This window comes from Halobacillus dabanensis (assembly GCF_900114165.1).
GTDB lineage: Bacteria > Bacillota > Bacilli > Bacillales > Halobacillaceae > Halobacillus > Halobacillus dabanensis.
Window position 1 is genome coordinate 540,406 of record NZ_FOSB01000002.1, and the last position, 23,078, is coordinate 563,483.

Annotated in this window: 24 protein-coding genes and 1 riboswitch; of the genes, 8 read left to right on the forward strand and 16 right to left on the reverse strand. The window is 41.8% G+C overall.

The window, feature by feature from the left end:
• Positions 1-77: 77 nt before the first annotated feature.
• A complete protein-coding gene (gabT, locus tag BMZ58_RS05685; protein ID WP_244151497.1) occupies positions 78-1,415 on the forward strand; it encodes a 4-aminobutyrate--2-oxoglutarate transaminase in 1,338 nt (445 codons plus the stop codon).
• On the forward strand, positions 1,390-2,787 hold the full coding sequence (locus BMZ58_RS05690; protein ID WP_075035576.1) for an NAD-dependent succinate-semialdehyde dehydrogenase: 1,398 nt from the start codon (positions 1,390-1,392) through the stop codon (positions 2,785-2,787). The genes gabT and BMZ58_RS05690 overlap by 26 nt, the downstream gene beginning before the upstream one ends.
• Positions 2,788-2,972: 185 nt before the next feature.
• Here BMZ58_RS05690 and BMZ58_RS05695 read toward each other — a convergent pair whose 3' ends face one another.
• From BMZ58_RS05695 to BMZ58_RS05720, 6 genes are all read right to left on the reverse strand, one after another.
• Positions 2,973-3,581, reverse strand: a complete 609-nt coding sequence (locus BMZ58_RS05695; protein ID WP_075035577.1) for a flavin reductase family protein — start codon at positions 3,579-3,581, stop codon at positions 2,973-2,975.
• Between the two features lie 26 nt (positions 3,582-3,607).
• The gene (locus tag BMZ58_RS05700) at positions 3,608-4,831 is read right to left on the reverse strand and encodes an MFS transporter (protein WP_075035647.1); all 1,224 of its coding nucleotides are present in this window, start codon (positions 4,829-4,831) and stop codon (positions 3,608-3,610) included.
• A gap of 64 nt (positions 4,832-4,895) precedes the next feature.
• Complete coding sequence (locus BMZ58_RS05705) at positions 4,896-6,383, reverse strand: sodium:solute symporter family protein (RefSeq protein ID WP_075035578.1); 1,488 nt, start codon at positions 6,381-6,383, stop codon at positions 4,896-4,898.
• 3 nt (positions 6,384-6,386) lie between these two features.
• Entirely contained in the window at positions 6,387-6,644 is a 258-nt protein-coding gene (locus BMZ58_RS05710; RefSeq protein WP_075035579.1) for a hypothetical protein, read from the reverse strand.
• 261 nt (positions 6,645-6,905) lie between these two features.
• On the reverse strand, positions 6,906-7,820 hold the full coding sequence (locus BMZ58_RS05715) for a hydroxymethylglutaryl-CoA lyase (RefSeq protein ID WP_208601402.1): 915 nt from the start codon (positions 7,818-7,820) through the stop codon (positions 6,906-6,908).
• A 17-nt stretch (positions 7,821-7,837) separates the two neighbouring features.
• Positions 7,838-9,034, reverse strand: a complete 1,197-nt coding sequence (locus BMZ58_RS05720; RefSeq protein WP_075035581.1) for a CaiB/BaiF CoA transferase family protein — start codon at positions 9,032-9,034, stop codon at positions 7,838-7,840.
• A 255-nt stretch (positions 9,035-9,289) separates the two neighbouring features.
• Between BMZ58_RS05720 and BMZ58_RS05725 the strand changes: the two genes are divergently transcribed.
• Positions 9,290-9,982 (forward strand): GntR family transcriptional regulator, encoded by a 693-nt coding sequence (locus BMZ58_RS05725; protein WP_075035582.1) that lies wholly within the window; start codon positions 9,290-9,292, stop codon positions 9,980-9,982.
• A 149-nt stretch (positions 9,983-10,131) separates the two neighbouring features.
• Here BMZ58_RS05725 and BMZ58_RS21000 read toward each other — a convergent pair whose 3' ends face one another.
• Together BMZ58_RS21000 and BMZ58_RS05730 are read right to left on the reverse strand one after the other, a co-directional pair.
• Complete coding sequence (locus BMZ58_RS21000) at positions 10,132-10,296, reverse strand: hypothetical protein (protein WP_155996943.1); 165 nt, start codon at positions 10,294-10,296, stop codon at positions 10,132-10,134.
• Positions 10,297-10,524: 228 nt separating this feature from the next.
• The gene (locus BMZ58_RS05730) at positions 10,525-11,130 is read right to left on the reverse strand and encodes a pyroglutamyl-peptidase I (protein WP_075035583.1); all 606 of its coding nucleotides are present in this window, start codon (positions 11,128-11,130) and stop codon (positions 10,525-10,527) included.
• Between the two features lie 288 nt (positions 11,131-11,418).
• Between BMZ58_RS05730 and BMZ58_RS05735 the strand changes: the two genes are divergently transcribed.
• Entirely contained in the window at positions 11,419-12,513 is a 1,095-nt protein-coding gene (locus tag BMZ58_RS05735) for a DUF3221 domain-containing protein (protein ID WP_075035584.1), read from the forward strand.
• Between the two features lie 131 nt (positions 12,514-12,644).
• Here BMZ58_RS05735 and BMZ58_RS05740 read toward each other — a convergent pair whose 3' ends face one another.
• The 6 genes from BMZ58_RS05740 to BMZ58_RS05765 all read right to left on the reverse strand — a co-directional run bounded on the left by BMZ58_RS05740 (position 12,645) and on the right by BMZ58_RS05765 (position 17,359).
• Positions 12,645-13,508, reverse strand: coding sequence for a VanW family protein (locus tag BMZ58_RS05740; RefSeq protein WP_075035585.1), 864 nt, complete (start codon positions 13,506-13,508; stop codon positions 12,645-12,647).
• 181 nt (positions 13,509-13,689) lie between these two features.
• The gene (locus BMZ58_RS05745) at positions 13,690-14,892 is read right to left on the reverse strand and encodes a transglutaminase domain-containing protein (RefSeq protein WP_075035586.1); all 1,203 of its coding nucleotides are present in this window, start codon (positions 14,890-14,892) and stop codon (positions 13,690-13,692) included.
• Between the two features lie 4 nt (positions 14,893-14,896).
• Positions 14,897-15,316 (reverse strand): thiol-disulfide oxidoreductase DCC family protein, encoded by a 420-nt coding sequence (locus tag BMZ58_RS05750; protein ID WP_075035587.1) that lies wholly within the window; start codon positions 15,314-15,316, stop codon positions 14,897-14,899.
• Entirely contained in the window at positions 15,294-16,253 is a 960-nt protein-coding gene (locus tag BMZ58_RS05755) for an HTTM domain-containing protein (protein WP_075035588.1), read from the reverse strand. The genes BMZ58_RS05750 and BMZ58_RS05755 overlap by 23 nt, the downstream gene beginning before the upstream one ends.
• Positions 16,254-16,276: 23 nt before the next feature.
• Positions 16,277-16,933 (reverse strand): DUF5819 family protein, encoded by a 657-nt coding sequence (locus BMZ58_RS05760; RefSeq protein ID WP_075035589.1) that lies wholly within the window; start codon positions 16,931-16,933, stop codon positions 16,277-16,279.
• A gap of 87 nt (positions 16,934-17,020) precedes the next feature.
• Complete coding sequence (locus tag BMZ58_RS05765) at positions 17,021-17,359, reverse strand: hypothetical protein (protein ID WP_075035590.1); 339 nt, start codon at positions 17,357-17,359, stop codon at positions 17,021-17,023.
• A 234-nt stretch (positions 17,360-17,593) separates the two neighbouring features.
• Here BMZ58_RS05765 and BMZ58_RS05770 point away from each other — a divergent pair, with 234 nt between their 5' ends.
• The 3 genes from BMZ58_RS05770 (at position 17,594) to BMZ58_RS05780 (ending at position 20,448) form a co-directional block, all read left to right on the forward strand.
• Positions 17,594-18,853 carry a helix-turn-helix domain-containing protein gene (locus tag BMZ58_RS05770; RefSeq protein WP_075035591.1) on the forward strand — a complete coding sequence of 420 codons (1,260 nt, stop codon included), beginning with the start codon at positions 17,594-17,596 and terminating at the stop codon, positions 18,851-18,853.
• Positions 18,854-18,883: 30 nt separating this feature from the next.
• On the forward strand, positions 18,884-19,069 hold the full coding sequence (locus BMZ58_RS05775) for a hypothetical protein (protein WP_075035592.1): 186 nt from the start codon (positions 18,884-18,886) through the stop codon (positions 19,067-19,069).
• Between the two features lie 243 nt (positions 19,070-19,312).
• Positions 19,313-19,416, forward strand: a riboswitch (purine riboswitch).
• Positions 19,417-19,569: 153 nt separating this feature from the next.
• Positions 19,570-20,448 carry a 5'-methylthioadenosine/S-adenosylhomocysteine nucleosidase gene (locus BMZ58_RS05780; RefSeq protein WP_075035593.1) on the forward strand — a complete coding sequence of 293 codons (879 nt, stop codon included), beginning with the start codon at positions 19,570-19,572 and terminating at the stop codon, positions 20,446-20,448.
• A 132-nt stretch (positions 20,449-20,580) separates the two neighbouring features.
• Here the strand turns inward: BMZ58_RS05780 and BMZ58_RS05785 are convergent, their stop codons facing one another.
• Together BMZ58_RS05785 and BMZ58_RS05790 are read right to left on the reverse strand one after the other, a co-directional pair.
• Positions 20,581-20,784 carry a hypothetical protein gene (locus BMZ58_RS05785; protein ID WP_075035594.1) on the reverse strand — a complete coding sequence of 68 codons (204 nt, stop codon included), beginning with the start codon at positions 20,782-20,784 and terminating at the stop codon, positions 20,581-20,583.
• A 396-nt stretch (positions 20,785-21,180) separates the two neighbouring features.
• Positions 21,181-22,152, reverse strand: coding sequence for a C40 family peptidase (locus BMZ58_RS05790; protein ID WP_244151498.1), 972 nt, complete (start codon positions 22,150-22,152; stop codon positions 21,181-21,183).
• Positions 22,153-22,640: 488 nt separating this feature from the next.
• Here BMZ58_RS05790 and BMZ58_RS05795 point away from each other — a divergent pair, with 488 nt between their 5' ends.
• Positions 22,641-23,036, forward strand: a complete 396-nt coding sequence (locus BMZ58_RS05795; RefSeq protein WP_075035595.1) for a VOC family protein — start codon at positions 22,641-22,643, stop codon at positions 23,034-23,036.
• The last annotated feature ends 42 nt before the right edge of the window (positions 23,037-23,078 follow it).

Here is a 23,078-nt window from a genome sequence, read left to right on the forward strand (position 1 = left end):
AAAGTCAAAACTGGCTCTTTTCATTATACCAGTTAATTGTCAAAATAGTCTATATACATGAGATGGAGGGATTATCAATGACCGAAACCCAAATTTTGCAAGATAAAAGAAGGAAATATGTCCCTAGGGGAGTGAGTAATAGTAATTTAAATATTGCTCAGCATGCTTCTGGTGCTACGGTTACAGATTTAGATCAAAACGAATGGATCGACTTTGCGGGTGCCATCGGAACATTGAATGTAGGTCATAGTCACCCTAAAGTAACCCAGTCAGTGAATAAACAGATGGATAGCTTTTTACATCCTGGTTTTAACGTAATGATGTATGAAGGGTACATCAACTTAGCCGAAAAATTATGTAATATCACTCCTGGGTCATTCGATAAGCAAGCCATCCTCTTTAATTCAGGGGCGGAAGCTGTGGAGAATGCTGTCAAGGTTTCTCGGAGATTTACAAAGAGGCAAGCGGTTGTGACATTTAAACGCGGTTTCCATGGCAGAACAAATTTGACCATGGGTATGACAAGCAAAGTGAAACCGTATAAATTTGGATTCGGACCTTTTTCACCCGAAGTTTATCAAGCGCCCTATCCTTACCCCTACCATAAAGCAGAGGGACAGTCTGAAGAAGATTATACCGACCAAATGATTGAAGAATTTAAAGAGTTTTTCGTAGCTACCGTGGCTCCTGAAATGGTGGCATGCGTAGTGATGGAGCCGATTCAAGGGGAAGGCGGATTCATCATTCCTCCCAAAAGATTTGTCCAGTTTGTAGATTCGTTCTGTAAGGAACATGGGATTGTTTTTGTAGCAGATGAAATACAAACGGGATTTGGACGCACGGGAAAACTTTTTGCCATAGAGCACTTCGGGGTTGTTCCTGATTTGATTACTGTTTCCAAATCATTAGCGGCGGGATTGCCACTAAGCGGTGTTGTAGGCAGACAAGATATATTAAATGCGGCAGAACCAGGAGAGCTAGGTGGGACATTCGCCGGTAACCCTGTTGCCTGTGCAGCAGCCTTAACTGTAATAGATGTTATTAAGGAAGAACATTTGCTTGAAAAAGCAGAACACATTGGCCAAACAATGGAGAATAAGTTAGAAGAGCTGGCAGGAAAACATGAGTTCATGGGAGAGATCCGCCGTCTTGGGGCCATGGTTGCTGTAGAGATCGTAACTAACCGTACAGATAAACTACCAAATAAACAGAAAACAGCTGAGATCACTAAATATGCTAACGAAAATGGTCTATTGTTACTTTCCTCTGGTTTAAACGGGAATGTCATTCGGTTTTTAGCCCCCCTGGTTATCACAGATGAGGAGCTCACGAAAGGTCTATCTATTCTAGAAGATGCATTTGAACAAAAGGAAAAGGTGGGAGGATTCCATGGCAAATCACATTCAAGTATATAATCCAGCTTCGGGAGAACTTATCAAAGAAGTACCTATGAATACAAAGGAACAAATTAATCAATCATTAGCGAATGGCCATATGGAATTTAAAAAATGGTCCCGCACAGATGCTCACACGAGATCCAAGTTATTGAAAGATTGGTCACGAGTCATCCAGGAGAACAAGGAAAAAATAGCAGAAGTGATGACATTAGAAAATGGAAAGCCATTAAAGGAGTCGATAGGAGAAGTTAACTATGCGACTAGTTATATTGATTGGTATGCGGAAGAAGCGACCCGCATTTATGGGCGTACGGTCCCTGCTTCCTCTCCATCGAAACGAATCATTGTCAATCGCCAGCCAATCGGACTGGTTGCAGCTATAACCCCTTGGAATTTTCCTGCAGCGATGATGACAAGAAAGGCTGCTCCTGCTTTAGCCGCGGGTTGCACTTTTATAGTCAAGCCAGCAGAGGAGACTCCTTTAACAACCATGAAGCTAATCGAGTTAGCACACGACGTAGGAATACCGAAAGATGCCATTCAATATGTCAATGGCAATGGACCAGAGATTGGTTCCTTATTTACAGATAGTGAACATGTTAGGAAAATTACTTTCACAGGTTCGACCCCTGTCGGCAAAACTTTAATACGTAATAGTGCAGACACGGTTAAACATGTAACGATGGAATTGGGTGGGCATGCCCCCTTGATTGTCGCGGAAGATGCCGATCTAGACTTTGCAGTTACTCAAACAATCATTTCTAAATTCAGAAACGCTGGTCAAACGTGTGTATGTGCAAACCGTGTAATCGTGCATGAGAATATTATTGATTCATTTTCTGAAAAACTAGCAAAAGCAGTCAGCACCTTGAAAGTCGGTCACGGTTTAGACAATGATACAGACATAGGCCCAATAATAAATGAAAAGGGATATCGTAAAATCGTCAACCAAGTGAATGATGCACTAGATAAAGGAGCCGAAGTACTTGTAGGAAATAAGTTCAGTGCTAATAAAGAACAGGATACGTACTTCGTACATCCAACTATTTTACAAAATATAGACGAGAGTATGAACATCATGCATGAGGAAACATTCGGGCCGGTAATCCCCCTCGTAAGCTTCAAAGAAATTGATGAAGCTGTGGAGTTGGCTAACCATACCCCTTATGGCCTTGCCGCATATTTCTTTACAAATGATTACCGGGTCGGCACATACCTCCAGGAGCATTTAGACTTTGGAATCATAGGATGGAATGACGGGGCACCATCTGGAGCGCATGTCCCATTTGGCGGCATGAAAGAAAGTGGTTTAGGTCGTGAAGGTGGAGCAGAAGGGATCGAACCCTACTTGGAAACAAAATATGTATCAGTTGGAGGTTATGATTTTTAAATAACCTCCAACTGCTGCGCACCCCTTATATACATGAGTGGTGCGCTTTGTTATTATCGTTTCTCTATTCACAGAACAGGTTATTTGGATGATAGACTTTTTTACGGACATTGTATCATCCAACTCTACAACTCTTCATTAGTGTGAAAGGGCGTTAACGCAATAGAGGTCAGGCACTAAAAAAATTACTTTATATTATCATCAGGTAATGAAAAGAAATTCTTATTTTCACTAAACACATTCGCCAGACGCCCAAGTGGACGCAACTGATCCAGATCCACTTTATATTGCTCCTTATAATAATCTTCCTGAATGTGATATACCACCATTTCCCCAATAATTAAATGATCACTGCCAAGCTTGATGATTTGATTTAGTTTACATTCCATTTGAATCGGCGCTTCTTTTACTCGCATTGCCTTCACTTTTTCACTAGGAACTGGCGTAAGCCCCGCTTCTGCAAATTCATCGATATCGCTAGGGAAGTTTTCAGCGGATTTTTGCACTTCATTCCCTAGGGTGGTGGAAGATATATTGATGACAAACTCTTCCGTTGCCCTGATATTTTCCAACGTATCTTTGACTGTCCCTTCTCTTTCTCCCACGCCCGGTCCAACGGATATACAAAGCATCGGCGGGTTTCTGGATGCTACGGTAAAAAAGCTGTATGGCGCTAAGTTCAACTGGCCATCGCTCGATATCGTGGACACCCAGGCGATCGGACGCGGTACTACTGCTCCTGACAATAATTTATACACATTTTTCGTCTCTAGTTCATCAGGACAAAACTTCATGACTTATTCAGCTCCTGTTCCCAAATTTAAGCTCTTTTTTTCATTTTATTTAATTGTTTTAGCAGGACCATCACAATAATCATAAGCACTGTAATCATCAGCCATCCGAGCGTATACCCTTGGCTCTGATCAACAATGAGCCCAAATAATGGAGGGAATAGGATGACTCCTAAAGAACCTAATGTAATGCTGAATCCACTGGACAAGCCTGCCTGTTCTTTGGGGACAAGTTCTGAAGCAAGGTTCATCCATATTCCATTGAATCCGGATACAGCAAAGCCGAACAGGAAAAACAATGGCACAAGAATTCCATATGACGTTCCCTTAGGGAGAAAAGCAACAACAGCACTTGCAACAAGAGTGATGGTGACAATAATCGCCATCACCTTCAACCGTTCTCCCCCAAATATCCGATCACTGATTATTCCCCAAACAATCCTTCCGAGAGAACCTCCTGCTTCCGAAAAGACTAGTAAGAGTCCAGCTAAAACTAAATGGATTCCGATTTGCTCATATGTAAAAAGAACGAGGTAGGTATTTAAACACATTTGTGACCCATTGATCCCCATCGCACTGAAACTGATAAATAATAATGGTTTATTTTTGGCCATAAGGGTAAGCGAGGAGAAAGTATCCTTCAGTGACGTTTTCTGTGGTTTTACAGGACTCTCCTCTTTTGGATCCCGATATAGGAAAAAAGCTATCACACCTGCAGCAATTAATACAAAACAGGAAATCATTACAACGGTTCGCCAGCCGTAAGTTTCCGCAAGCGGGATTAATAAAATGGCAGATAGCGCAGAACCGAATGTGATGCCCATTTGCTTGATCCCCATTGCAGTACCTCTTTGCTTTTGGCTGAACCAATAGACAATTCCACGGTTTGTGGTAGGGTGCATTCCTCCATAACCGAGTCCACCGACCATAATAAGCAAGAGAACTACCCAGTAATTTGTCTGTAAGGTCATAAACAAAAAACTGACTGCTACAAGGGAAGACATCACCGCCAATAATGGCCTGGAGCCAAACCGGTCAGCAAGAAGACCTGTTGGAATAGAAGCTACCGCCTGCCCCAGAAATAAGGCAGACGGCAGAAGACCAACTTGTGCTTTAGTTAACAATAGATCCTCCTCGATGAATACACTCAAAGGGCCAAGGCTCCTCCCGATGAATGCAACCATAATCTGAGCCATAAGCAGCCACAATAACATTCGCCAGGGGCTATACGATTGTGTATATGGTAAATTCATGGCAAAATTTCTCACGAGACTCATCTCTTTTCTATCAAACTACTTTATTAATGCTATTGTCCATCTACATACCAATGACTTGTTTCGCTTCTTCTTCTTCCACGACAGAAACCGTCATTACAAGGCTTCCAATGACACAGACTCCTAGATTGATTAGAAGTCCCCATAACCCGCTGGCAACTCCAAGCAAGGAATAGTCGAAGAACGTCATGACAGAGGCTATGATGGTACCTGTAAGCATACCTGCAAATACTGCCTTAGAATGAAGGCGATTCCAATACAGCCCTAGAATTAAGCCTGGAGCTATTTGAATGAGGAGCTCAAATTTCAATACAAATATTTCGTATAGAGTTGCCGGTGGAAACCATGCAACTAAGATAAGAATCCCTACGGCCACAATTCCAACCAATTTACCTACGAGAAGTTTCTTATGCTGGGAAGCTTCCGGATTAATGTATGTCCCGTAGAGATCATTGGAAATGATGGAAGAAAAGGTAAGTAACACAGAATCAGCTGTGGAAACAATCGCTGCAATCACTCCACCAAACAAAAGGACCATGGCCCAATAAAAAATCACATTTTGGCTTGCTACTGCACTCGCCATCATTCCCACCAATTGTTCCGATTCCCCCTCAGACAAACCAGGAAAAGCATTGATTCCTATGATTCCAATAATGAACACAACGCCAGCTGTTAAAAACGGCATCCAGGCCATTCTGCTGAACGAGCGTTTTAAAGTTCGTTCGTTTTTTGCAGCGAATATCCGTTGAATGGCATGAGGATAAACAGCGGCACCTATACCGATCAGAACTAACAAGCTGAACCAATTGACAACACCAGGTCCATCAGGAACTCCTAATTTTTCAGGAGAGTACGCTTGCATGTAATCAGCGGATGTCGGCAATCCTCCAAAGTAAATGATAGAACCAATCAAAAGCATAAACACACCAAACAAGAGCGCGATGCCTTGCATGGTATCTGTATATGCGACCGAACGCATGCCTCCAAGCCAACCATAAATAATCATGATCACTACGAAGAATACGACACCAACTTGATAAGGAATCGTTCCTCCGGTCAACCCGGACACACCTTGTCCAATCGCAACAAGTTGTTCAAGCAAATAGTTACCTAGTCCGTAGAGCATCAATAGAGATGCCAAAATAGTAACTGCTTTGGATTTGAAACGTTTTTCAAACCATTGAGCGGGGGTAACCAACTTATATTTCTTACCCATCGAATATAACCTTGGAGCAAACAATAAATAGGCCATGATAATCATGATGAAGAAAGGCACGGATACTAAGTATTCAAAACCCATACGGTAAGCAGAAGGGGGATATCCAACCACTGTATTCCCACTATATTGAGTAGCAAAAAAAGTGAAAAACAACACCATGACACCAAGCCCTCTACCACCGAGGTAATATTCATCCAGACTCTGATGGATATTCCGATTACGTAAGTACGTGATAACCCCTACACCCAGCATAATCAACCCATACATCAATAGAATCAAGATACCTGACCAACCTGAAAAAGCTAAATCCATGGATTATCGCACCCCTTTCTTCATCTCTTCTTTTTCCTCTTCCTCTTCTTCCAGCATCCAGTGGTACTTTAGTACATACGATAAAAATGCAGACAACAATAGAGATGCAAAAATGATCAATAGTGCCCAGAGGGGGATGCCGTAAATAAGTATTTCACCAAAGCTGGTCGGAAAATACCATGGTGTAATCAAAGCTAATAAAATACCAAAAACAATCCATAGCTTCCAATTTTTAATCGGTTCTCTTTTTGATTTATCCAAGAATAAGCCTCCTTAATGTCTAAATTTTCAGATATAAAATGGTATAAAAAAATACTCCTTCTCCCCATACTCATTCCCTCCAGGAGCAACATGGTATCCGGGTGCTACTCTTTGACATCTCCCTATAAATCCTCCCCTGCAAAATGGAGAATGCCAGCTAAACATGTTCCTCCATGAACAAGAGGCAGGTTCAATGATTACCAAAGTCGCTGGTCCTGATAAAAATATAAGCTTTAAACCATACCTTCATGGTCTCTTCTTTTACGTGTAAGAAATAGAATGCAAGTCTGTGATTTTACCAGCTTTAATGATCTGACCTGGTAACTCATGGTTTAAGGTCTTTTCAAGATCTTTAGAAATCTCGATCAACTGATCAAGGTTTACGTTCATGTCATACCCCATGAAAGCGAGCATGTGAACAAGGTCCTCTGTACAAATATTTCCGGTTGCTCCCGGAGCGAATGGGCAGCCACCTAATCCGCCTAAAGAGGCATCAAACCTTGTGACACCGGCACGTATTCCTTCCATTACGTTCGCAAGCCCCATGCCACGGGTATTATGGAAATGCAATGTGACGGGAAGCTCCGGCCAACGACCAAGAACCCTTTCACACAATTGGTAGACCTGCTTCGGTGTCGCCATTCCTGTCGTATCTGCGAGTGTAATGCTATCTGCCCCTAGTTCAAGATACTTGTCTATCAGTTCCATCACACGATTTTCATCAATACTCCCTTCAAATGGACACCCGAAAGTAGTTGCTAAGGTTCCATTCATGGCAATTCCTGTTCCTGCGAGGAAACTCGAAATATCATGAAAGCTCGAGAATGATTCCTCCACTGTACGGCGTACGTTTTTACGATTATGTGTTTCACTGACAGAAGCAACTAGATTAACTTCATCTGCTTTACAAAAAGCCGCGCGTTCTGCCCCTTTCACATTTGGAATCAGTGTCGTATACGTGACGCCCTCTTTGCGTTCAATCCCTTCCATCACTTCCTCCGCGTCTCTTAAGTTCGGGACGGCTTTCGGAGAAACAAAAGAAGTGACCTCGATTTTATCGACCCCTGCATGACTTAAACGATCGATTAGGGCTATCTTTTTATCTGTCGGGACAAACTGATCCTCGATTTGAAAACCATCCCTTGTCACGACTTCCTGAATAAAGATCCTTTCCACAATGCCTCACCTCTTCCTTAAATAATGCCTTGTTCTTTCAGCTTTTGAATCTTTTCCCCGTCATAGCTCAACCAACTTTTCATCACTTCCTCGGTATGCTGTCCGAGTTCCGGACCAAGCCATTTAGTTCCACCTGGAGTCTCGCTCATTTTCGGTACAACCCCCGGAATTTTCAGGGACTCTTCTTCGTTCAGTTGGTAATCCTGGATCATTTCTCTGCTCAAATAATGCTCATCTTTTACGATGTCTTCGATGCTGTAAATGGGACCCGCAGGTACTCTAGCTTCATCAAGCTCTTCTAAGGCGTTTTCAAGAGTGAGTGTTTTGGTCCATTCTTCAATGACTTTATCAAGGTAATCAGCATGGGCTGCTCTTCCGCTATTAGTTTGGAAGCGCTCATCTTCAGCCACGTCGGATTTTCCAATGGCGTTCATCAACCTTTTGAAAATCGCATCCCCATTACCGCCGATGACAATATACTTTCCATCACTGCACTGATATGTATTGGAAGGTGCTATACCAGGAAGAGAGGAACCCGTCCGTTCACGAACCGCACCAAGCTTATCAAATTCAGGAAGAGAGCCTTCCATCAAACTGAACACAGCCTCGTATAGGGCTACATCGACCACTTGACCTTTACCGGTACCTTTCACATCCCGATGGTAAATGGCCATCATAGCACCTATTACGGAATACATCGCGGCAAGGGAATCTCCAAGGCTAATCCCCACCCGGGTCGGAGGAAGATCTGGATGGCCTGTAAGGTGACGTAGCCCGCCCATCGACTCACCAATACTTCCAAACCCTGGCTTATCACGATATGGACCTGTTTGCCCATAGCCAGATACCCTGACCATTACGAGACCCGGGTTAATCGCAGATAGTTCTTCATAACCAAGATTCCATTTTTCTAAAGTTCCAGGCCTGAAGTTCTCAATAACGACATCACATTCTTTAACTAGTGATTTAATAATTTCCTGCCCTTCGTCACTCTTCAAATCAACTGTGATCGACTTCTTATTCCGGGACTGAAGTCTCCACCATAAGGATGTTCCTTCATAGACATGACGCCAATCCCTCAGAGGATCACCTTTTTCGGGTGGCTCTACTTTGATTACATCTGCCCCGAATTCAGCCATCAACCTTCCAGCAAATGGCCCAGCAATCAGACTTCCTAACTCTAATACTTTAACTCCCTCTAAACTTTGACTCATTTAACTTCACCTCTTGTTTTTCACTTTCTATTGTTAACGCTTACAAACACACTAAAAAAGAAAACTTCCGGGCTATATTTTCATTGTTTTCTGAATCTTGTGATATATACTATCAATTTGTATACAATAAATCAACCCATCTTGTGTAAAAATCTTTTACAACCTTGATATAATGCGTTATATCAAGGAAACAAACATATAAAGCTTGAATGGTTATCACTGTTTGTATACAATGAACGAAAGGGGTGTCATTTAATGAGTGCTTACGAATACATAAAGCAAGCTATATTGCACGGGGAGTTCCCTCCTAAAATGCGGCTGACCGAAGAATTTTTAGCAAAAAAGCTGCAAATCAGCAGAACTCCGATCAGGGAAGCCCTAAAGCAATTAGAAACAGAAGGATTAACGGTATCCATGAAACGCGGAGTCCGAGTCCGCCATTTCACAGAATTGGATATACGCCAAATCTATGACTTGAGAACTCTTTTGGAGGGGTACGCGGCTGCTCAGGCTGCCATCCACCGGACAGATTCAGACCTAGGAGAAATGGCTACAGCCAATGATATGTATGAAAAAGCGATCGATCAGTACCTTGAAACAGGGGAAACAACCATTGAGGATATTTTAAAAATCAATCATAGTTTTCATGACTCTGTCATACAAGCTTCCAAGAACCAGCATATCCATTCTCATATATCAAAAGTGGTCGTCGTACCATTGATCTTCCGCTCCTTCTATTGGTTCAATGCCGATCAGTTAAGACATTCTCTTGATGCTCATAAAACAATTCTTAAAGCGATTGAAAAGCAGGATACAGAGCGGGCCCGGGTAGCTATGCATGAACACATTTATCATGGAAGAGATCAAGTAATGAAACATATAGATGTCATCGATCAGCAATACACAGGGGTGGAAGAACAGAAAGTATCCTTTCAAACAGAACGCTGAACCGGATGAAGCATGACTCTGGACCATTCCAGAGGATAAGATTAAAACAATCAAATACAAAACGAGAAAGGGGAAGCACCATCAGCAGTGCCTCCCTTTTCTCGTTTGTAATGGTCTCTTTCAGCTTCTTTTCAAAAGTTTCTTCCTTTTTAAAGCATGCTTTGACATTCAGAAATACATGCCTCTAAATCCTGCTGGGCATGCTGCATTTTGTCTCTTGATTGTCCATTGTCCATGTGATCCATAGCGAGTTTTAAATGGGAGATCGCACTTTCACATTCACTGATACATGCCTGGATTTGTGACTTGTCCATTTTCCATCCTCCTTTCCTATACAAAGATAAAGTTTCCGATATGAACGCCATTTATGTAATGAGACATTTAACCGTTCTCTTTTCGCTTTGAAGATAACGGTCATTACTGGGAAAGAAACTCAAAAAAAAGAGCCACCCTACGCCTGCTTAGACATAAGGTGGAGTTTAAAAGTGATAAAGAGAAGTGTTTATTGTTTCTTCCCATTAAATCTTGGTGTTTTCTCTACATTAAGATAACAATTGAATGATATGTTTGACGGCATCGGTCAAATCTTTCTGGGACCAGCTTGGTAACTTCCCATGCTGAACGGCGAGTTCGTGAGAAGCCGGAATATGGATGAACCCAGAAGGTATATTCTGATGATTTACATGAAAATGGTAAAGCGTTTGATACATCACATGGTTACATAGGTATGTCCCAGCGCTGTTTGAAACCTCCGCCGGATACCCTTTTGATTGCAATACTTCTACAAAGCTCTTTATCGGTAACGTGGAAAACAGTCCATCCGGGCCCTCTTTTTGGATCGGTTCCCCATCTGGTTTATTTCCTTCGTTATCTCTTTCACTACTTTCATTACAATTGATAGCAATCCGCTCAGGTGTGATCTTGTAACGTCCGGCATCAAGTCCAAGCGAGAGGACTGCATCCGGTTCGATGTCATTTATATGCTTTAAGATTCCATGGCCTGAGTTGTTATAATCTACGGGTAGAATCCTTCCTTCTATACGATACCCATTCAACTCTTTTCCTTTCAGCTCCTCTACGATTTGAGTTGTCGGGTTTATCGGGAAGTCGAGAAATGGTTCAAAGCCTGTGAGTAAGAGTTTCTTCATCGACTGTTTCTCCTTTCCTGATTAAAGGTCTTTTTCTTTCAATCGTGTGTTATTCACCCTTCTTGATAACGGATATGGGTTGGTTATGAGATTACTTCTAAGACCAATGTATTAAATGCTTCTGTACTTAACTTTAAGTGTTCCAATACACTGTTTCTTTTGCCGCCTCAGATGTCAAACCTGCCCCCTCCGCTTCTCATACCCAGATCCGTACATCCAAAAATGGAACCTCCATTAAACTGTAACATTTTCCATTTTTTAACGACTAATGAAAAAAGGAGGATGGGAATGATGAGGAGACTTGGTATCCTATTTGTATTAGGATTTTTATTTTTATCGGCATGCAGCGAACCCGAAGCCCCTCAATCAAAGAACAAGTCAAAAAGTGGTGAAGACTTGGACAGCTACCCTATGATTGTGGACTCCTGCCCTGAGCCGACCTATGACGGTGACACATTTGATGAGTTGTCAGAAGAAGAACAGAAGCTGTATAGTGTGGACCACATATCTGAGGAAATGAAAGAACGTAATCCAGATGTACTGCAAGTGGCAACACTCCAAACAAAACGTCAGGAATTCTTAAGGAAGGGTATCTCTGACAAAGGTTACACGTTAGAGGATTTAAAAAATATCGGTGACATGTATATGGTTAAAGGAACAATCATCCTTCAATTCAAAGAGCAGTTGACAGAAGAAGAGCAGCAAGTAAAAGAAGCATTTACGGAAACTGCAGAAGATCTTAAACAAAAATTCAATGAAAATGCAGTTCATATAGAAAAAGTAAATCTTTCTGCAAATGAGCTCAACAAACAAAATGAGGCTTTATCTGAAATTATAGATGGTTCTACTATAAAAGATAAATTGTGGGGTTACGGGACATGTACACCTTCCAACCAATTGAAGATAGACGTTACAGAACCATTGACGGAAGAAGAAATGAAACAATTGGATGAAAACGCTGAAGTGAAAATTGCTGTTCAAGTAGAGGAGCCGAACCAATTAGAGGGCTACGTAACGGAAGTCAAAGAAAATGAAATGCTCGTGGATATGATTTGGTTCAGCAACCACCCAGAGGAAGTACAAGTGGGAGACCGTGTAAACGTATCTTACACGAATGTTATGGAATCCCTTCCCGCACAGGCAGGAGCCATGGAGATAGAAATCTTAAAAGATCTCCGGCCGGAGGGTGCCGATATGAGTACATCTGAAGCGATTAAAAAAGCAGTGGACAAGGCGAAAGAAAATCTTCCATCTTCCCCCTCCCAGAACGCATATTTAAGTGTAAAAGAAATGGACTACCATAAGAAAAGTGATCAATGGAAAGTATTATTCGAAACTACAGCCAGTGAAGAAACTGTGGAGGTTCAAATAGAGGATGAGTGAGAACGGGAAACGAAGTGACCCAACAGCAAACCATTTGTTCTTGGGTCATTTTTTTAACTATAGACTGCTGGCAAAACCATTGGTGTCCCAACCCTTTCTTTCACTAATGCGGAGGGGGCAGGCACCAAAAATCAATCTGCTTTTTTCACAAGGTCATCCGATGAATAAATTTGGACGATGACCATCCCATTGACTGATTTAGCCTGGATCAAAACAGGCGTGTTAAATTCATTTTTGAACGTGAAATCCGGACCATACCAACTGACCGTGGCATCCCTTCCCGGCGGAACATAAGGGACTTTCCGGCTATGGGAATAGCGTTCCACAATTTTAAGCCCAGCATTATCCGCAGCATTGAATAAAGTGGAAGACACTTGGCAAATACCTCCCCCAATACCATCCTCCAATTCCCCTCTAACAATAACCGGGGCACGGACATACCCTTTTTCTTTTGTCCGTTTCCCAACGACTTTATTAAAAGAAAAGACTTCTCCCGGGAAAACGACATGATTATTGATCGATTCAGTCGCTAGAGAAATGTTAGTAGTCCTTCCCTTGTTACTCTTTTTATAATAAGTCAGATAATTGCCGATTTGCTGTGTTCTTATTTCTTCCAATAACTCCGCATCTACTTGTGGATAGACCGGGGACATAGGAACGTTGGAGCTCTTAACGCGATTTGTATAGAAGTATTGGTAAAATTGCGCCTTCAATTTCGTACGGTCTACCTTTGCGCCAGGTTTCCCTTGTACAATACTCCCACCCTCATCAATGATTGCATTTACCGGTTCTTTCGCCACTTTGTCGTCTAATTCATCAAGGAAAGCTTCAAATTTTTGCTCATCTACCATATTTTCATCAAGATAGGGGATAATAAAATCCTCTTTATCTATTCGCTCAATGTTCTGCCCCTCATGCCTAAGCTCAAAAGAATCGGGCACATTTTCCTGTGGTGTTATAAATAGTAAAAGAAAAGATAAAAACATGAATTTCATTGCTAACCACCTCTACATGTAGTATGAATGAAGGCAATAAATTCATGCATTGTAACTAAGATGATTTAGGTATCGAGTATTAAAAGTTTTTTGAAATCTACATTGAAATATACAAAAAGCGTAATACCAACAGAAAACCATTGATATTACGCTATTCTTTAGTTCGCTAATACAGCGGGAGTCAGGCACCAAAAAATTCCGAGAGAAAGCCTAAGGTAACTAAAAGGCTGATGACGGCAAAAAAAGCCGTTGCTATAGAGAAGAAGAGCGGCCGCTCCTTCCTCATCCAAAAGCTTAGACAGTAGACGAAGGCCGGAAATGGGAAAAGAATACTGGTGATTTCCCAGGAGGTAAATAAAAAGGCAATCGCCAGGAACAAGGCCAAGTATCCAGAGATCTTCCTCACATCAAGCAGTCTCTTCCGTTCGCCTGCCTCTTTTACTTCCCAGGAACCAAGCGCTTCTTCTGTTCGCTTCAGCTTGTGTGGTTTGTCTGCTTGATAATAGAAGTACATCGGCTGGAAATAAGGGATTTTCCCATGGAGCGAACTTTTCCCCCAGGCAAACGATTGACCAGCAAGCGGGAACGTCTCGTATGGGGACTTCGATTCTTCTTCCCCCTCTGGATAAGCAGGAGAAGGGGTATGTTCGGTACCGATGGAAAAGACGATGCGCTGATTTTCCGTCTGCCCGAAGTATTTGCGCCATCTTAGGGTACGAATCGAGGAAAAAAAGAAACGCCATAACTGTCGCCGTACTGTGTATGCCATACTCGTGTCGACAGGAATCCACCCTTCCTCTTCCAGGTAAATCTCATTCCAAACATGGGCCTGGTGTTTCCCCATCGCAAAAGCTCCGACCATGACGCGGCAGGGAATTCCTAATGAGCGACAAAGGGAAGCATACAGGAATGAGTACTCGCCGCAATCGCCTTTTTTCTCCTTCAAGAAATGATCGACCCCGCGAGCTTTGACAGGGAACTTGTATGTATAATTTCTGATCATGTACTGGAACAATAACCACGCTTTTTCTTTATTGCCAGAGGCCTTTTCTGTTACATTTGCAGCCATCTCTTCTATCTCCTCGTTCACAGGGATCATGACTGTTGAGCGTGTGTAGTTTTCTATTTCTTCATCAGTCAAAGGAGAGGATCCATTTGTTTTCTCCTGCAGCCCGACTCTATAGGAAGCGTGGACCTGTTCCCCTGGAGCCAGTTCATAGTAACTGATCCGGTTGCCGATCGCGTCGTCGTATTCCTGCACAGGGGAGCGCTTCTCTTCAGATAAAAGGGTCTGTGTCTCTGTTTTTGGCGGGTTTGCCAGCCATACTTTCACATTGTCTGACGTTTGGTTCTTATATTGAAAAGAGTAATTTACCTTCTTCACTACTTCACCTACTTTTCTGCTTCGGGATCGGACAGGATCCTCCCTCACAACCTCCAACAGGGAGAATCGTCCTTCGCTCAGCTAACCAGTCATAGAGCCTGGAACCAGCTCCTGCCCAAATGGATAGCTGTAGGAAAGGGACGAAAACCCAAAAGAGCGGGAGCTGCTTCAAGATTCTTTGAATGCTGAAGATGCCTGTTTCGGTTTTCCTGTCTTTCAATCGGATGGTGTGCATCCTTTTTTCTGCTGCTTCTTTATTAATATGATACCTCTCCAGCACAGAATTGTCTCTGATCGTTTCATACTGGAACTTATGTCTTGTATCAAGCTTTTTAATGATTCCCATACTTTTCGAACAAACCGGACAAAACGAATCGTAAAAGATAATGACTTTCGGTCGATTATTGGACTTGTTTCGTCTCATAATTTTTCACCTTCGTGTTTTGGAATTTATCCCTGAATTTGGCTGCTGATTTACTAACATATGCAAAGACTTTTTGGTATTCTCGATCAGTCAGCATGAGAAGCTGCATCGTGATCATGGCAGCGGAAAATGTGAAAAGACCCATGACGACGGCTATCCCTATGTGTAAAGCGACGATATTAAACATGGCCAAATATTTGGTGTACCGATTCAAAAGTAAAAACGGAAAAGACAATTGAATGAATATCGCACTATAAGCACCGATCATCAATATAATTTCCGATGAGGAGATAATCGTCTGGAAAAAAGGATGGGTGTATTCTCCGACTTGTAAGATATAATAGAGTGCTGTTCCATTCGTCCACATCTCCCCCATCACTTTGTGTAAGCCTGATGATAAGTACATCAAGCATAGTTGCAGGATAGAAGCTAGAACGGCAAGGTTATGTAGCGCATTCGATAATGGTTTAGGTGTGGAGGCCTTTCCGATTTTACGCGTACGATCGATCGAGAAATGGCTGGCTGTATTGGCAAAAATCAAATACAACAGAATAATCCGCATAATGTTATCGCCGCCGTCTAGTATCAGTACATTGGCGTGCTGCAGGGACCATAAGAAGAGGAAATTAAGCACGGCCACCGTCCGGTTCATGAAGCCTACGGTAAACAAAAGGGCAAACAAGATCCCTAAATGGAAAATGACTTCAAAATACACCATAGAGTCCGAGAGCTGATACAACGAAAAGTTGCTCGTCAATGTCATCTGGTCTCTCAAGCTATCATGGCTCTGCATGCCATTCGGTCCCCAAAGGAATCTTCTTTGAGCATAGTGAATCAAATACATATACAAAATCAACAATCCGAACGAAATCCTGAGAATGCTAGTTCCGATCAACATATGTTTTTTGTTTGTCAGTTTATCAAAAAACTGTTTCATCGACCTTCCCTCCTTGAAGTGATTCAATCAAAGACAGGGGAAACTGCAACATAATCCACCCACTCAAACTCGTGGAGGTTGACTTCCCTTTCATAATCCTCATTATCTTTTTCCGAAAAAGGCTTAGCTTTTGTTTCCTGCATGATGATTTGTGTTTTTTCGATATCCTTATTGGGATAGACACTCCGCACATACGACTGTGCATAGCGGTTCAATGCTTCTAAAGCATATTCATCTTGTTTCTTCGTGCGCTCATTTTCAAGCATGTGTTCATAATCTTCACGATCTAAATTCTTTTCCTCGATCGTTTGGGAAATTTTCAATGTCACTTCATCCGTCTGATACAGGGAAGTGAACGCTCCCCGTTGAATTCGAACTAAGCGATTGTACGGGGTGAATCGGTTATCCTGGTTTTTCTCGATCATGAATGTCGTTAAATCGAGCCAGTCTGTCTTTTCTCCATCCGCGAGCTCAGCACGGACGAGAAATTTATTATTCGTGGAAGCTGGGTTTGGAGCAAACAGCCGCCAGTTTTGGGAAAATACCGGCTCCATATAGCCATTGATGGCAAAACTATATTTCGCTTTGACAGGGTTGAAAGGAGTAAGATAAAGAACAGTAAACAACAAATGCCCGGCAAATAGAAAAAGAGATAAGATAATCAGAACTTTTTTTATCATAAGGTCACCTCTTATAATTGCAACTCACCTGCCCCCTGAAACAGAGGGCAGGGAATTACGGTGTTAGTGGTAATCTAAGTATGGATGTTATTGGTCAAATACGACCTTCACATCTTCATAATCTTCCTGTGACGTCTGGACAGAGCTGCCACCTAATTGGTCTTTAGCCCAGTCGTAGGCGTCCGCCCCTGCTTTAGCTGTTACACCCGCGACAAAAGCACCACCCGCTACAGCTGCTCCTTTAAGTGCATACGCTCCAACGACAGCTGGAATCGCTTCAGGAGTTGCACCGTCAGCGGACACATTTTCTACTTCTACCGTAGATTGTGAATCGATATCATCGGTACTCGCCAAAGCGGAAGTGGCTGTCGTCCCTCCAGTAAATAACCCTAAAGCCAAAGTGCCAGCAATCAATTGTTTTTTCATTATTATTCTCCTCCTTCAGTAATCTTCCCAGGCCCTAAGTACTACCAACACCAAAAGTTATCCGCCCCATGAATCCCCCCTCTCAAATTGTCCTAATTTTTCAACATTTATTTCTAAATCAATGGTATCATTGTATTGCTCAAAGCTGTATTTCGCATGTCACTGAATTTATTTGACGATTTGTGCTTTCATTTTTCAAACTTTGCGCAATATGAATCAAGGAAGTGATCTAATATGGAAATGGGAAAAATAGTGAAATATTATCGAGTGAAAAAAGGGATGAGTCAGGAAGAAGTAGCCGAATCCATTGTTTCCCCGTCTTATTTATCAAGAATCGAGAACAACAAAACAACCGTGGATAAAGAGACCCTTATCCTATTGCTTCAAAGAGTCGGCGTCGATTATGAGGAGATTAGATCAGACGAGGGAAAAATAAAAAAACTCCTCCATCAATGGGAAGAGCCGCTCTTGGATAATAGAAAAGAGGAGTGTGAACGCATTTACAACGAACTGCAACCGTTGATTCACCCCATTACAAATACGCAGCTTCAGGCGGAATATCATATAAAGAAAATCCGGGCAGCCATCATTTTGAATACATATGAAGATTTGGATCATTCACTCAGGTTCATAAACGACTTCTACGAGACATTATCCTCCAGAAACCGTTTCTTTTACTATAAACATCTCGGAAACTACTACTGGGTCACCAACCAACAAGAGAAAGCCGTAAGTGAATTCGAAAAGGGTTTGGCAGAGTATTCATCTATCCATCTGAGTGAACTGGAAAAGGCTGATATCTATTACCTTTATGCCTTGTCCCTTTATGTGCACCAAAAAGCAACCTTAAGTTATTCCTATGCCCATACGGCCCTCACGATCTTTCAAAACAACTATAAACCGCGGCAGTGCTTAAAGATTCACATCCATATCGGAATTTGCTTCAGCAATATCGGTGACGTCCATTCCGCCCTGTCTAACTTTGAAAAAGCCAAAGTCCTAACGGCAGAAATCGGTGATGAAGAAAATCTCGGTATTATCTATCACAATATGGCGACGATGCATTTACGAAAGAGAGAAATGTCTCTTTCCATCACCTACTTAAAAAAAGCCATGAAATATAAGGAAAAAACTAGTCTAAGTTACTTCCAATCATTCGTGTTACTGCTATTCGTCTACTTACTGGAGGATAAAAGAGAAGAATGCCACAACGAGATAAACGAACATGTCGAAATGGCAGAACAATTGCCGGAGGACCACACGCTTACGAAAGAATTCTGGTTCTTCTATAATTTCTTCAAGGTCGATGAGAAGAAATGGGAGGAATATGTAAAAAAAGAGTTTCTACCCTCATTAAAAAAATATCGAAAAATCCAAGAAATGGAAAGGTATTCGAGATTTTTGGGAGAATACTATGAATCAAAGGGGGGATATAAGAAAGCTGCAGCCTACTATAAATTAGCGCTGGACTGTAACCATGTTGTTGATTATTAATCACATCTTCATTCTATGAGGGGGAATTTGATGAAAAAATTCATGATCATGACCGGTTTCATTTTCGTATTACTAGGCAGTACCGCTTCCGTCGTTGCTGCAGATGCTGTTCATAACAGTCAAAACGGAATAGGAAATAGCGAAGTTGCACAAAAGGATCACCCCACACCACCTGAAGTCAATCCGCATGGGGATGAACTTCCTCCAAGCAATTAATACTTAACTGTCTCTCTTCAGAAGGCAGCCGTATAAGTAATCAATCCATAAAAAGCGAACCATCCTACTCTTTAGGTGGTTCGCTTTTCTATTCATAAGCTAAGTGGTGTTCGTCCACACCATCCTTTAGCACGCTGACACAACGGGCGTCAAACACCAAAAGACGAACAATACAAACGAATAATATAAAAATGTTCACATTAACCCTTGTGTAGGAATCTAGTGTTTGCTATAGTAGCACCGTACCCAATTACATATCGTACTCGTATATTCTCAGTAATAAGGTCTGAGCGTCTCTACCTGGTTCCCAATAAAAGAACTAGACTACGAGTTGAAGCCATACAGTTGTGCACACGTGCAGCTATTTTTAGCCTTGCCGCTGAACCGAGCTTCGACTTTTTGTAGTCTAAAAGGTAGAACATCTACTTTTTAGGCTTTTTTATTACTCGAAAAACGACGTATTGATAGTAATTGCAAACTACATCAAGGGAGCGTTACACATGAAAAACATTCGCAGCATCACATTTGCACTTATCATTACTTTATTCTTCTCTTTCCTTGTCGGATGTCAAAGTTCCACAGAGAACGAAACATCGGCATCTGCGGAAGAAAACGACCAGCAGCCGATCATCATCCAGGGGCCAATGCCGATTGAAGCGGAAAACTTCGCAGCAAAGCTTGAAAATGTAGAGGAAGAAACATCCGGAAACTTTTTATTTTATAAAGGCGAGGTCAATGATTACCCCGTCATAGTTATGAAAACGGGCAAAGGAATGGAAAATACAGCTGCCGCTACGGCGATCGCTATAGAAAAATTCGACCCTAAAGCCATCATAAACCAGGGGACTTCCGGCGGTCACGATCCGGATTTACATGTGTTTGATATCGTCCTGGGAGAAAGAATGGTCAACATCGGTTCATTGAAAACTGGAAATAGAGATGAAGGAGAAGGCATCGCTCCAACCGAATGGATTCCGATGGACCTGATGGCATCAGAAGGAAGTGCCGGAGAAGACCCGGACGCGGAAAACATCCGCTACTTTGAAGGAGATAAAGATTTACTTGCTGCAGCAAAAGCAGTCAAGAAAACACATGAAGAAGGTAAAGTCGTAGAGGGAACAATCGGGTCTGCCGACGTATGGAACAACGAAGTCGATCGCATCCAGTGGTTCCACGAAAACTACGGAACGTCTGTAGAGGAAATGGAAACAGCTTCCGGCGCGCAAATCGCTAAAGCTTATGACGTCCCTTACCTAGGCGTTCGGATATTATCCAATAACAAAACGAATGGTGGAGAATACAACCCTGACACAGCAGCAGCCAACCAGGAATATGTCTATAAAGTCGTAAAACAATATATTTCAACAGAAACAAAATAAGCAAAAGAAGCGCAACTCGTCCATGAGTTGCGCTTTCCTCATTTATTAAAAATGTTATAAGAAGTGGGCCTAACCATTGGTATTCCGCCATCCTATAGTCTGCTAATAGAACGGGGGTCAGGCACGAAAAAACTAAAAATCATATAAGTAAGCGACTAGCTTGTCAAAGTCTTCATCAGAGGAACATTCAATTTGTAGATCAATAAAGGTCATGACGACTTCTTCATCCTCAAACGGAAAATGGCTGTTATCTACGTTGCTGATGATGTCCCTATTGGAAAGCCCCTTCGCCCGTAACACCTCAACTGCTTGCTTCATCGAAGATACTTCTGCCATTGTGTATGCCTCCTTGTTTCCTATAATCTCTTACACATGATTTTCCCCAACTTATTTTTAAAATAACTAGAATAACGGGGAAAACAAACAAAATTAGAGACTGTCCCTATTATTTATTTACTACATAAGTATGGGAAATTCCTGCTTTCCATGGGAAGAGAAATTCAAATTAAAAGGTGCAGTTCCCACCGTCAATACTTGATCCTACACCACCCTCCCTTTAACAACACACAGCGGGAGTCAGGCACATATACTTAGCCAAAGTTACTATATTGTACGAAAAAACCTCCACTTCTTATTATCCAGGAAGTGGAGGTTTTTTAGGATGATTTGAATTTTGTTCAAATAAGAGGTTTAATCATCTACCATTTGGGTTACAGGTAGACAGGAAACGGTTTAATTTAAAGCACGATACAAGAAAGCACTGAATTCAGCTCTCGTTGCTTCTTCGTTAGGACGGAATGTATTGTCTACATATCCGGAAGTGATAGAATTGGAAGCTAAAACATACACATCATCATAGGCCCAATGCGAAGATCTCATGTCATTAAAACTATAGGAACTGCTATCATTGCTGAATTCGAACGCTCTATTAATGATCGCTGCTATTTCAGCTCTCGTAATCGCTTCATCTGGTTTGAATGTACCGTTCTCATAACCAGTGACCAAACCAGCTTTCACTGCCGCATTGATGTAACCATATGCCCAGTGAGAGGAGGAAACATCCTTGAATTGGTTGGTAGAAGAAGGCTGAAGGTTCAATGACTCGCCTACCATCTTAGCAACTTGTGCTCTTGTGACATTATCTGCAGGACCAAAATTTCCATCCGAATAACCATTGATGATTCCTTCTTTATTTAACTGTTTAATTTCATCATAAGCCCAGTAATTACTTGATACATCATTGAAAAAACTATTAGTTAAAAACCTTTTGGCACCCGTATATTTATCTCCCCAATAACCAGAGAAGACCGGATCAATGGCAATCCCTCTACTTCTCGTAGCGGAAATCATATTCCCGTCTCCGATATAGAACCCTACATGGGAAACGCCTTGTTTGTGTGTACCCGAGAAGAAAACCAAGTCCCCTTTTTGAAGATTTGATTTGGCTACATAGGTCCCTTGTTTATATTGATCATAGGATCCTCTTGATAGATTGACTCCAAATTTCTTCATTATATAATATGTAAATCCTGAACAATCAAATCCAGCAGGGGTTTCTCCACTCCACTGGTAAGGAGTTCCAAGATGCTTTTTTGCAAGTTTGATTACTTCATCGCCTGAAGCGGATGCTGCCTCACTATGCGGTACAAATAGGACCATTGCCATAAGACTCGTTAAAACGACACTAAAAAATTTCTTTCCCAACAGAGTGTACCTCCTGATTATGTATAGATTGATAGATTGTACTCCTCTAGTATCGTAGCATATTATATTTCGACATGATTTTACAATTGTGTAACAGATATTCTGTATTTCTACTTTTTTCCTCTGAGGCTATTCCGTTTAAAAGGAGTTATTTGTCTATCCAGAGCATTGATTAGATGATAAATTTCCACTCCCCTCTTCCATATCAAAACTGCCAAGCAAAAAAGACTGCTTCCTTTATTGGAGAGTAGTCTCAGTTATTAATCCCACTAATCAAAGAGCTCATTGAGTATTATAGGGAGTCTACTGTTGCATAGTTGTACGGCGAAGCAAGTGAATCTGTTGGAAGTGAGAATACTTCTTCATGACGACGTAAATATCAATCCTCTTCTAAATTCTATAGTAAAGAAGGAGTTGCCTACAGATTTGCAGAAATTACATTCTAGAGATTTATTTTTCCTTTAATTTTGAAAAATGAGGAGGTTATCATGGGTAGGTTAGTACACTTCGAAATACATGTAGATGACATGGAGCGAGCTAAAAAGTTTTATGGGGAAGTATTTGGGTGGACATTTGAAGATTATAGCGAATTTGCTGGCATGCCTTATTTCGGGGCAGTGACTGGGGGTGAGGATGAGCCGGGTATTAACGGTGCTTTAATGCAACGTCAAAGTCCTCCTCCAGAAGCAGATCAACCTTTAAATGGTTATGCATGTACAATGGGAGTAGAAGATTATGATGCCATTGAAGCAAAAATCCTTGATAACGGCGGCGTGGTAGCATTACCGAAATATGCTCTGCCAGGCATGGCGTGGCAGGGATATTATAAGGATACGGAAGGAAATATATTCGGTGTTCATCAACCGGATGAAAATGCAAAATAGAGTACATCCCTATTAGAGAAGGCATTTTAATTATGTCTTTTC

Bases quoted from the DNA above. Each gene is read 5' to 3' on its own strand.
- gabT (WP_244151497.1), top strand. From the start codon at position 78: ATGACCGAAACCCAAATTTTGCAAGATAAAAGAAGGAAATATGTCCCT.
- BMZ58_RS05690 (WP_075035576.1), top strand. From the start codon at position 1,390: ATGGCAAATCACATTCAAGTATATAATCCAGCTTCGGGAGAACTTATC.
- BMZ58_RS05695 (WP_075035577.1), bottom strand. From the start codon at position 3,581: ATGAAGTTTTGTCCTGATGAACTAGAGACGAAAAATGTGTATAAATTA.
- BMZ58_RS05700 (WP_075035647.1), bottom strand. From the start codon at position 4,831: ATGAATTTACCATATACACAATCGTATAGCCCCTGGCGAATGTTATTG.
- BMZ58_RS05705 (WP_075035578.1), bottom strand. From the start codon at position 6,383: ATGGATTTAGCTTTTTCAGGTTGGTCAGGTATCTTGATTCTATTGATG.
- BMZ58_RS05720 (WP_075035581.1), bottom strand. From the start codon at position 9,034: ATGAGTCAAAGTTTAGAGGGAGTTAAAGTATTAGAGTTAGGAAGTCTG.
- BMZ58_RS05725 (WP_075035582.1), top strand. From the start codon at position 9,290: ATGAGTGCTTACGAATACATAAAGCAAGCTATATTGCACGGGGAGTTC.
- BMZ58_RS21000 (WP_155996943.1), bottom strand. From the start codon at position 10,296: ATGGACAAGTCACAAATCCAGGCATGTATCAGTGAATGTGAAAGTGCG.
- BMZ58_RS05730 (WP_075035583.1), bottom strand. From the start codon at position 11,130: ATGAAGAAACTCTTACTCACAGGCTTTGAACCATTTCTCGACTTCCCG.
- BMZ58_RS05735 (WP_075035584.1), top strand. From the start codon at position 11,419: ATGATGAGGAGACTTGGTATCCTATTTGTATTAGGATTTTTATTTTTA.
- BMZ58_RS05740 (WP_075035585.1), bottom strand. From the start codon at position 13,508: ATGAAATTCATGTTTTTATCTTTTCTTTTACTATTTATAACACCACAG.
- BMZ58_RS05750 (WP_075035587.1), bottom strand. From the start codon at position 15,316: ATGAGACGAAACAAGTCCAATAATCGACCGAAAGTCATTATCTTTTAC.
- BMZ58_RS05755 (WP_075035588.1), bottom strand. From the start codon at position 16,253: ATGAAACAGTTTTTTGATAAACTGACAAACAAAAAACATATGTTGATC.
- BMZ58_RS05760 (WP_075035589.1), bottom strand. From the start codon at position 16,933: ATGATAAAAAAAGTTCTGATTATCTTATCTCTTTTTCTATTTGCCGGG.
- BMZ58_RS05765 (WP_075035590.1), bottom strand. From the start codon at position 17,359: ATGAAAAAACAATTGATTGCTGGCACTTTGGCTTTAGGGTTATTTACT.
- BMZ58_RS05770 (WP_075035591.1), top strand. From the start codon at position 17,594: ATGGAAATGGGAAAAATAGTGAAATATTATCGAGTGAAAAAAGGGATG.
- BMZ58_RS05775 (WP_075035592.1), top strand. From the start codon at position 18,884: ATGAAAAAATTCATGATCATGACCGGTTTCATTTTCGTATTACTAGGC.
- BMZ58_RS05780 (WP_075035593.1), top strand. From the start codon at position 19,570: ATGAAAAACATTCGCAGCATCACATTTGCACTTATCATTACTTTATTC.
- BMZ58_RS05785 (WP_075035594.1), bottom strand. From the start codon at position 20,784: ATGGCAGAAGTATCTTCGATGAAGCAAGCAGTTGAGGTGTTACGGGCG.
- BMZ58_RS05795 (WP_075035595.1), top strand. From the start codon at position 22,641: ATGGGTAGGTTAGTACACTTCGAAATACATGTAGATGACATGGAGCGA.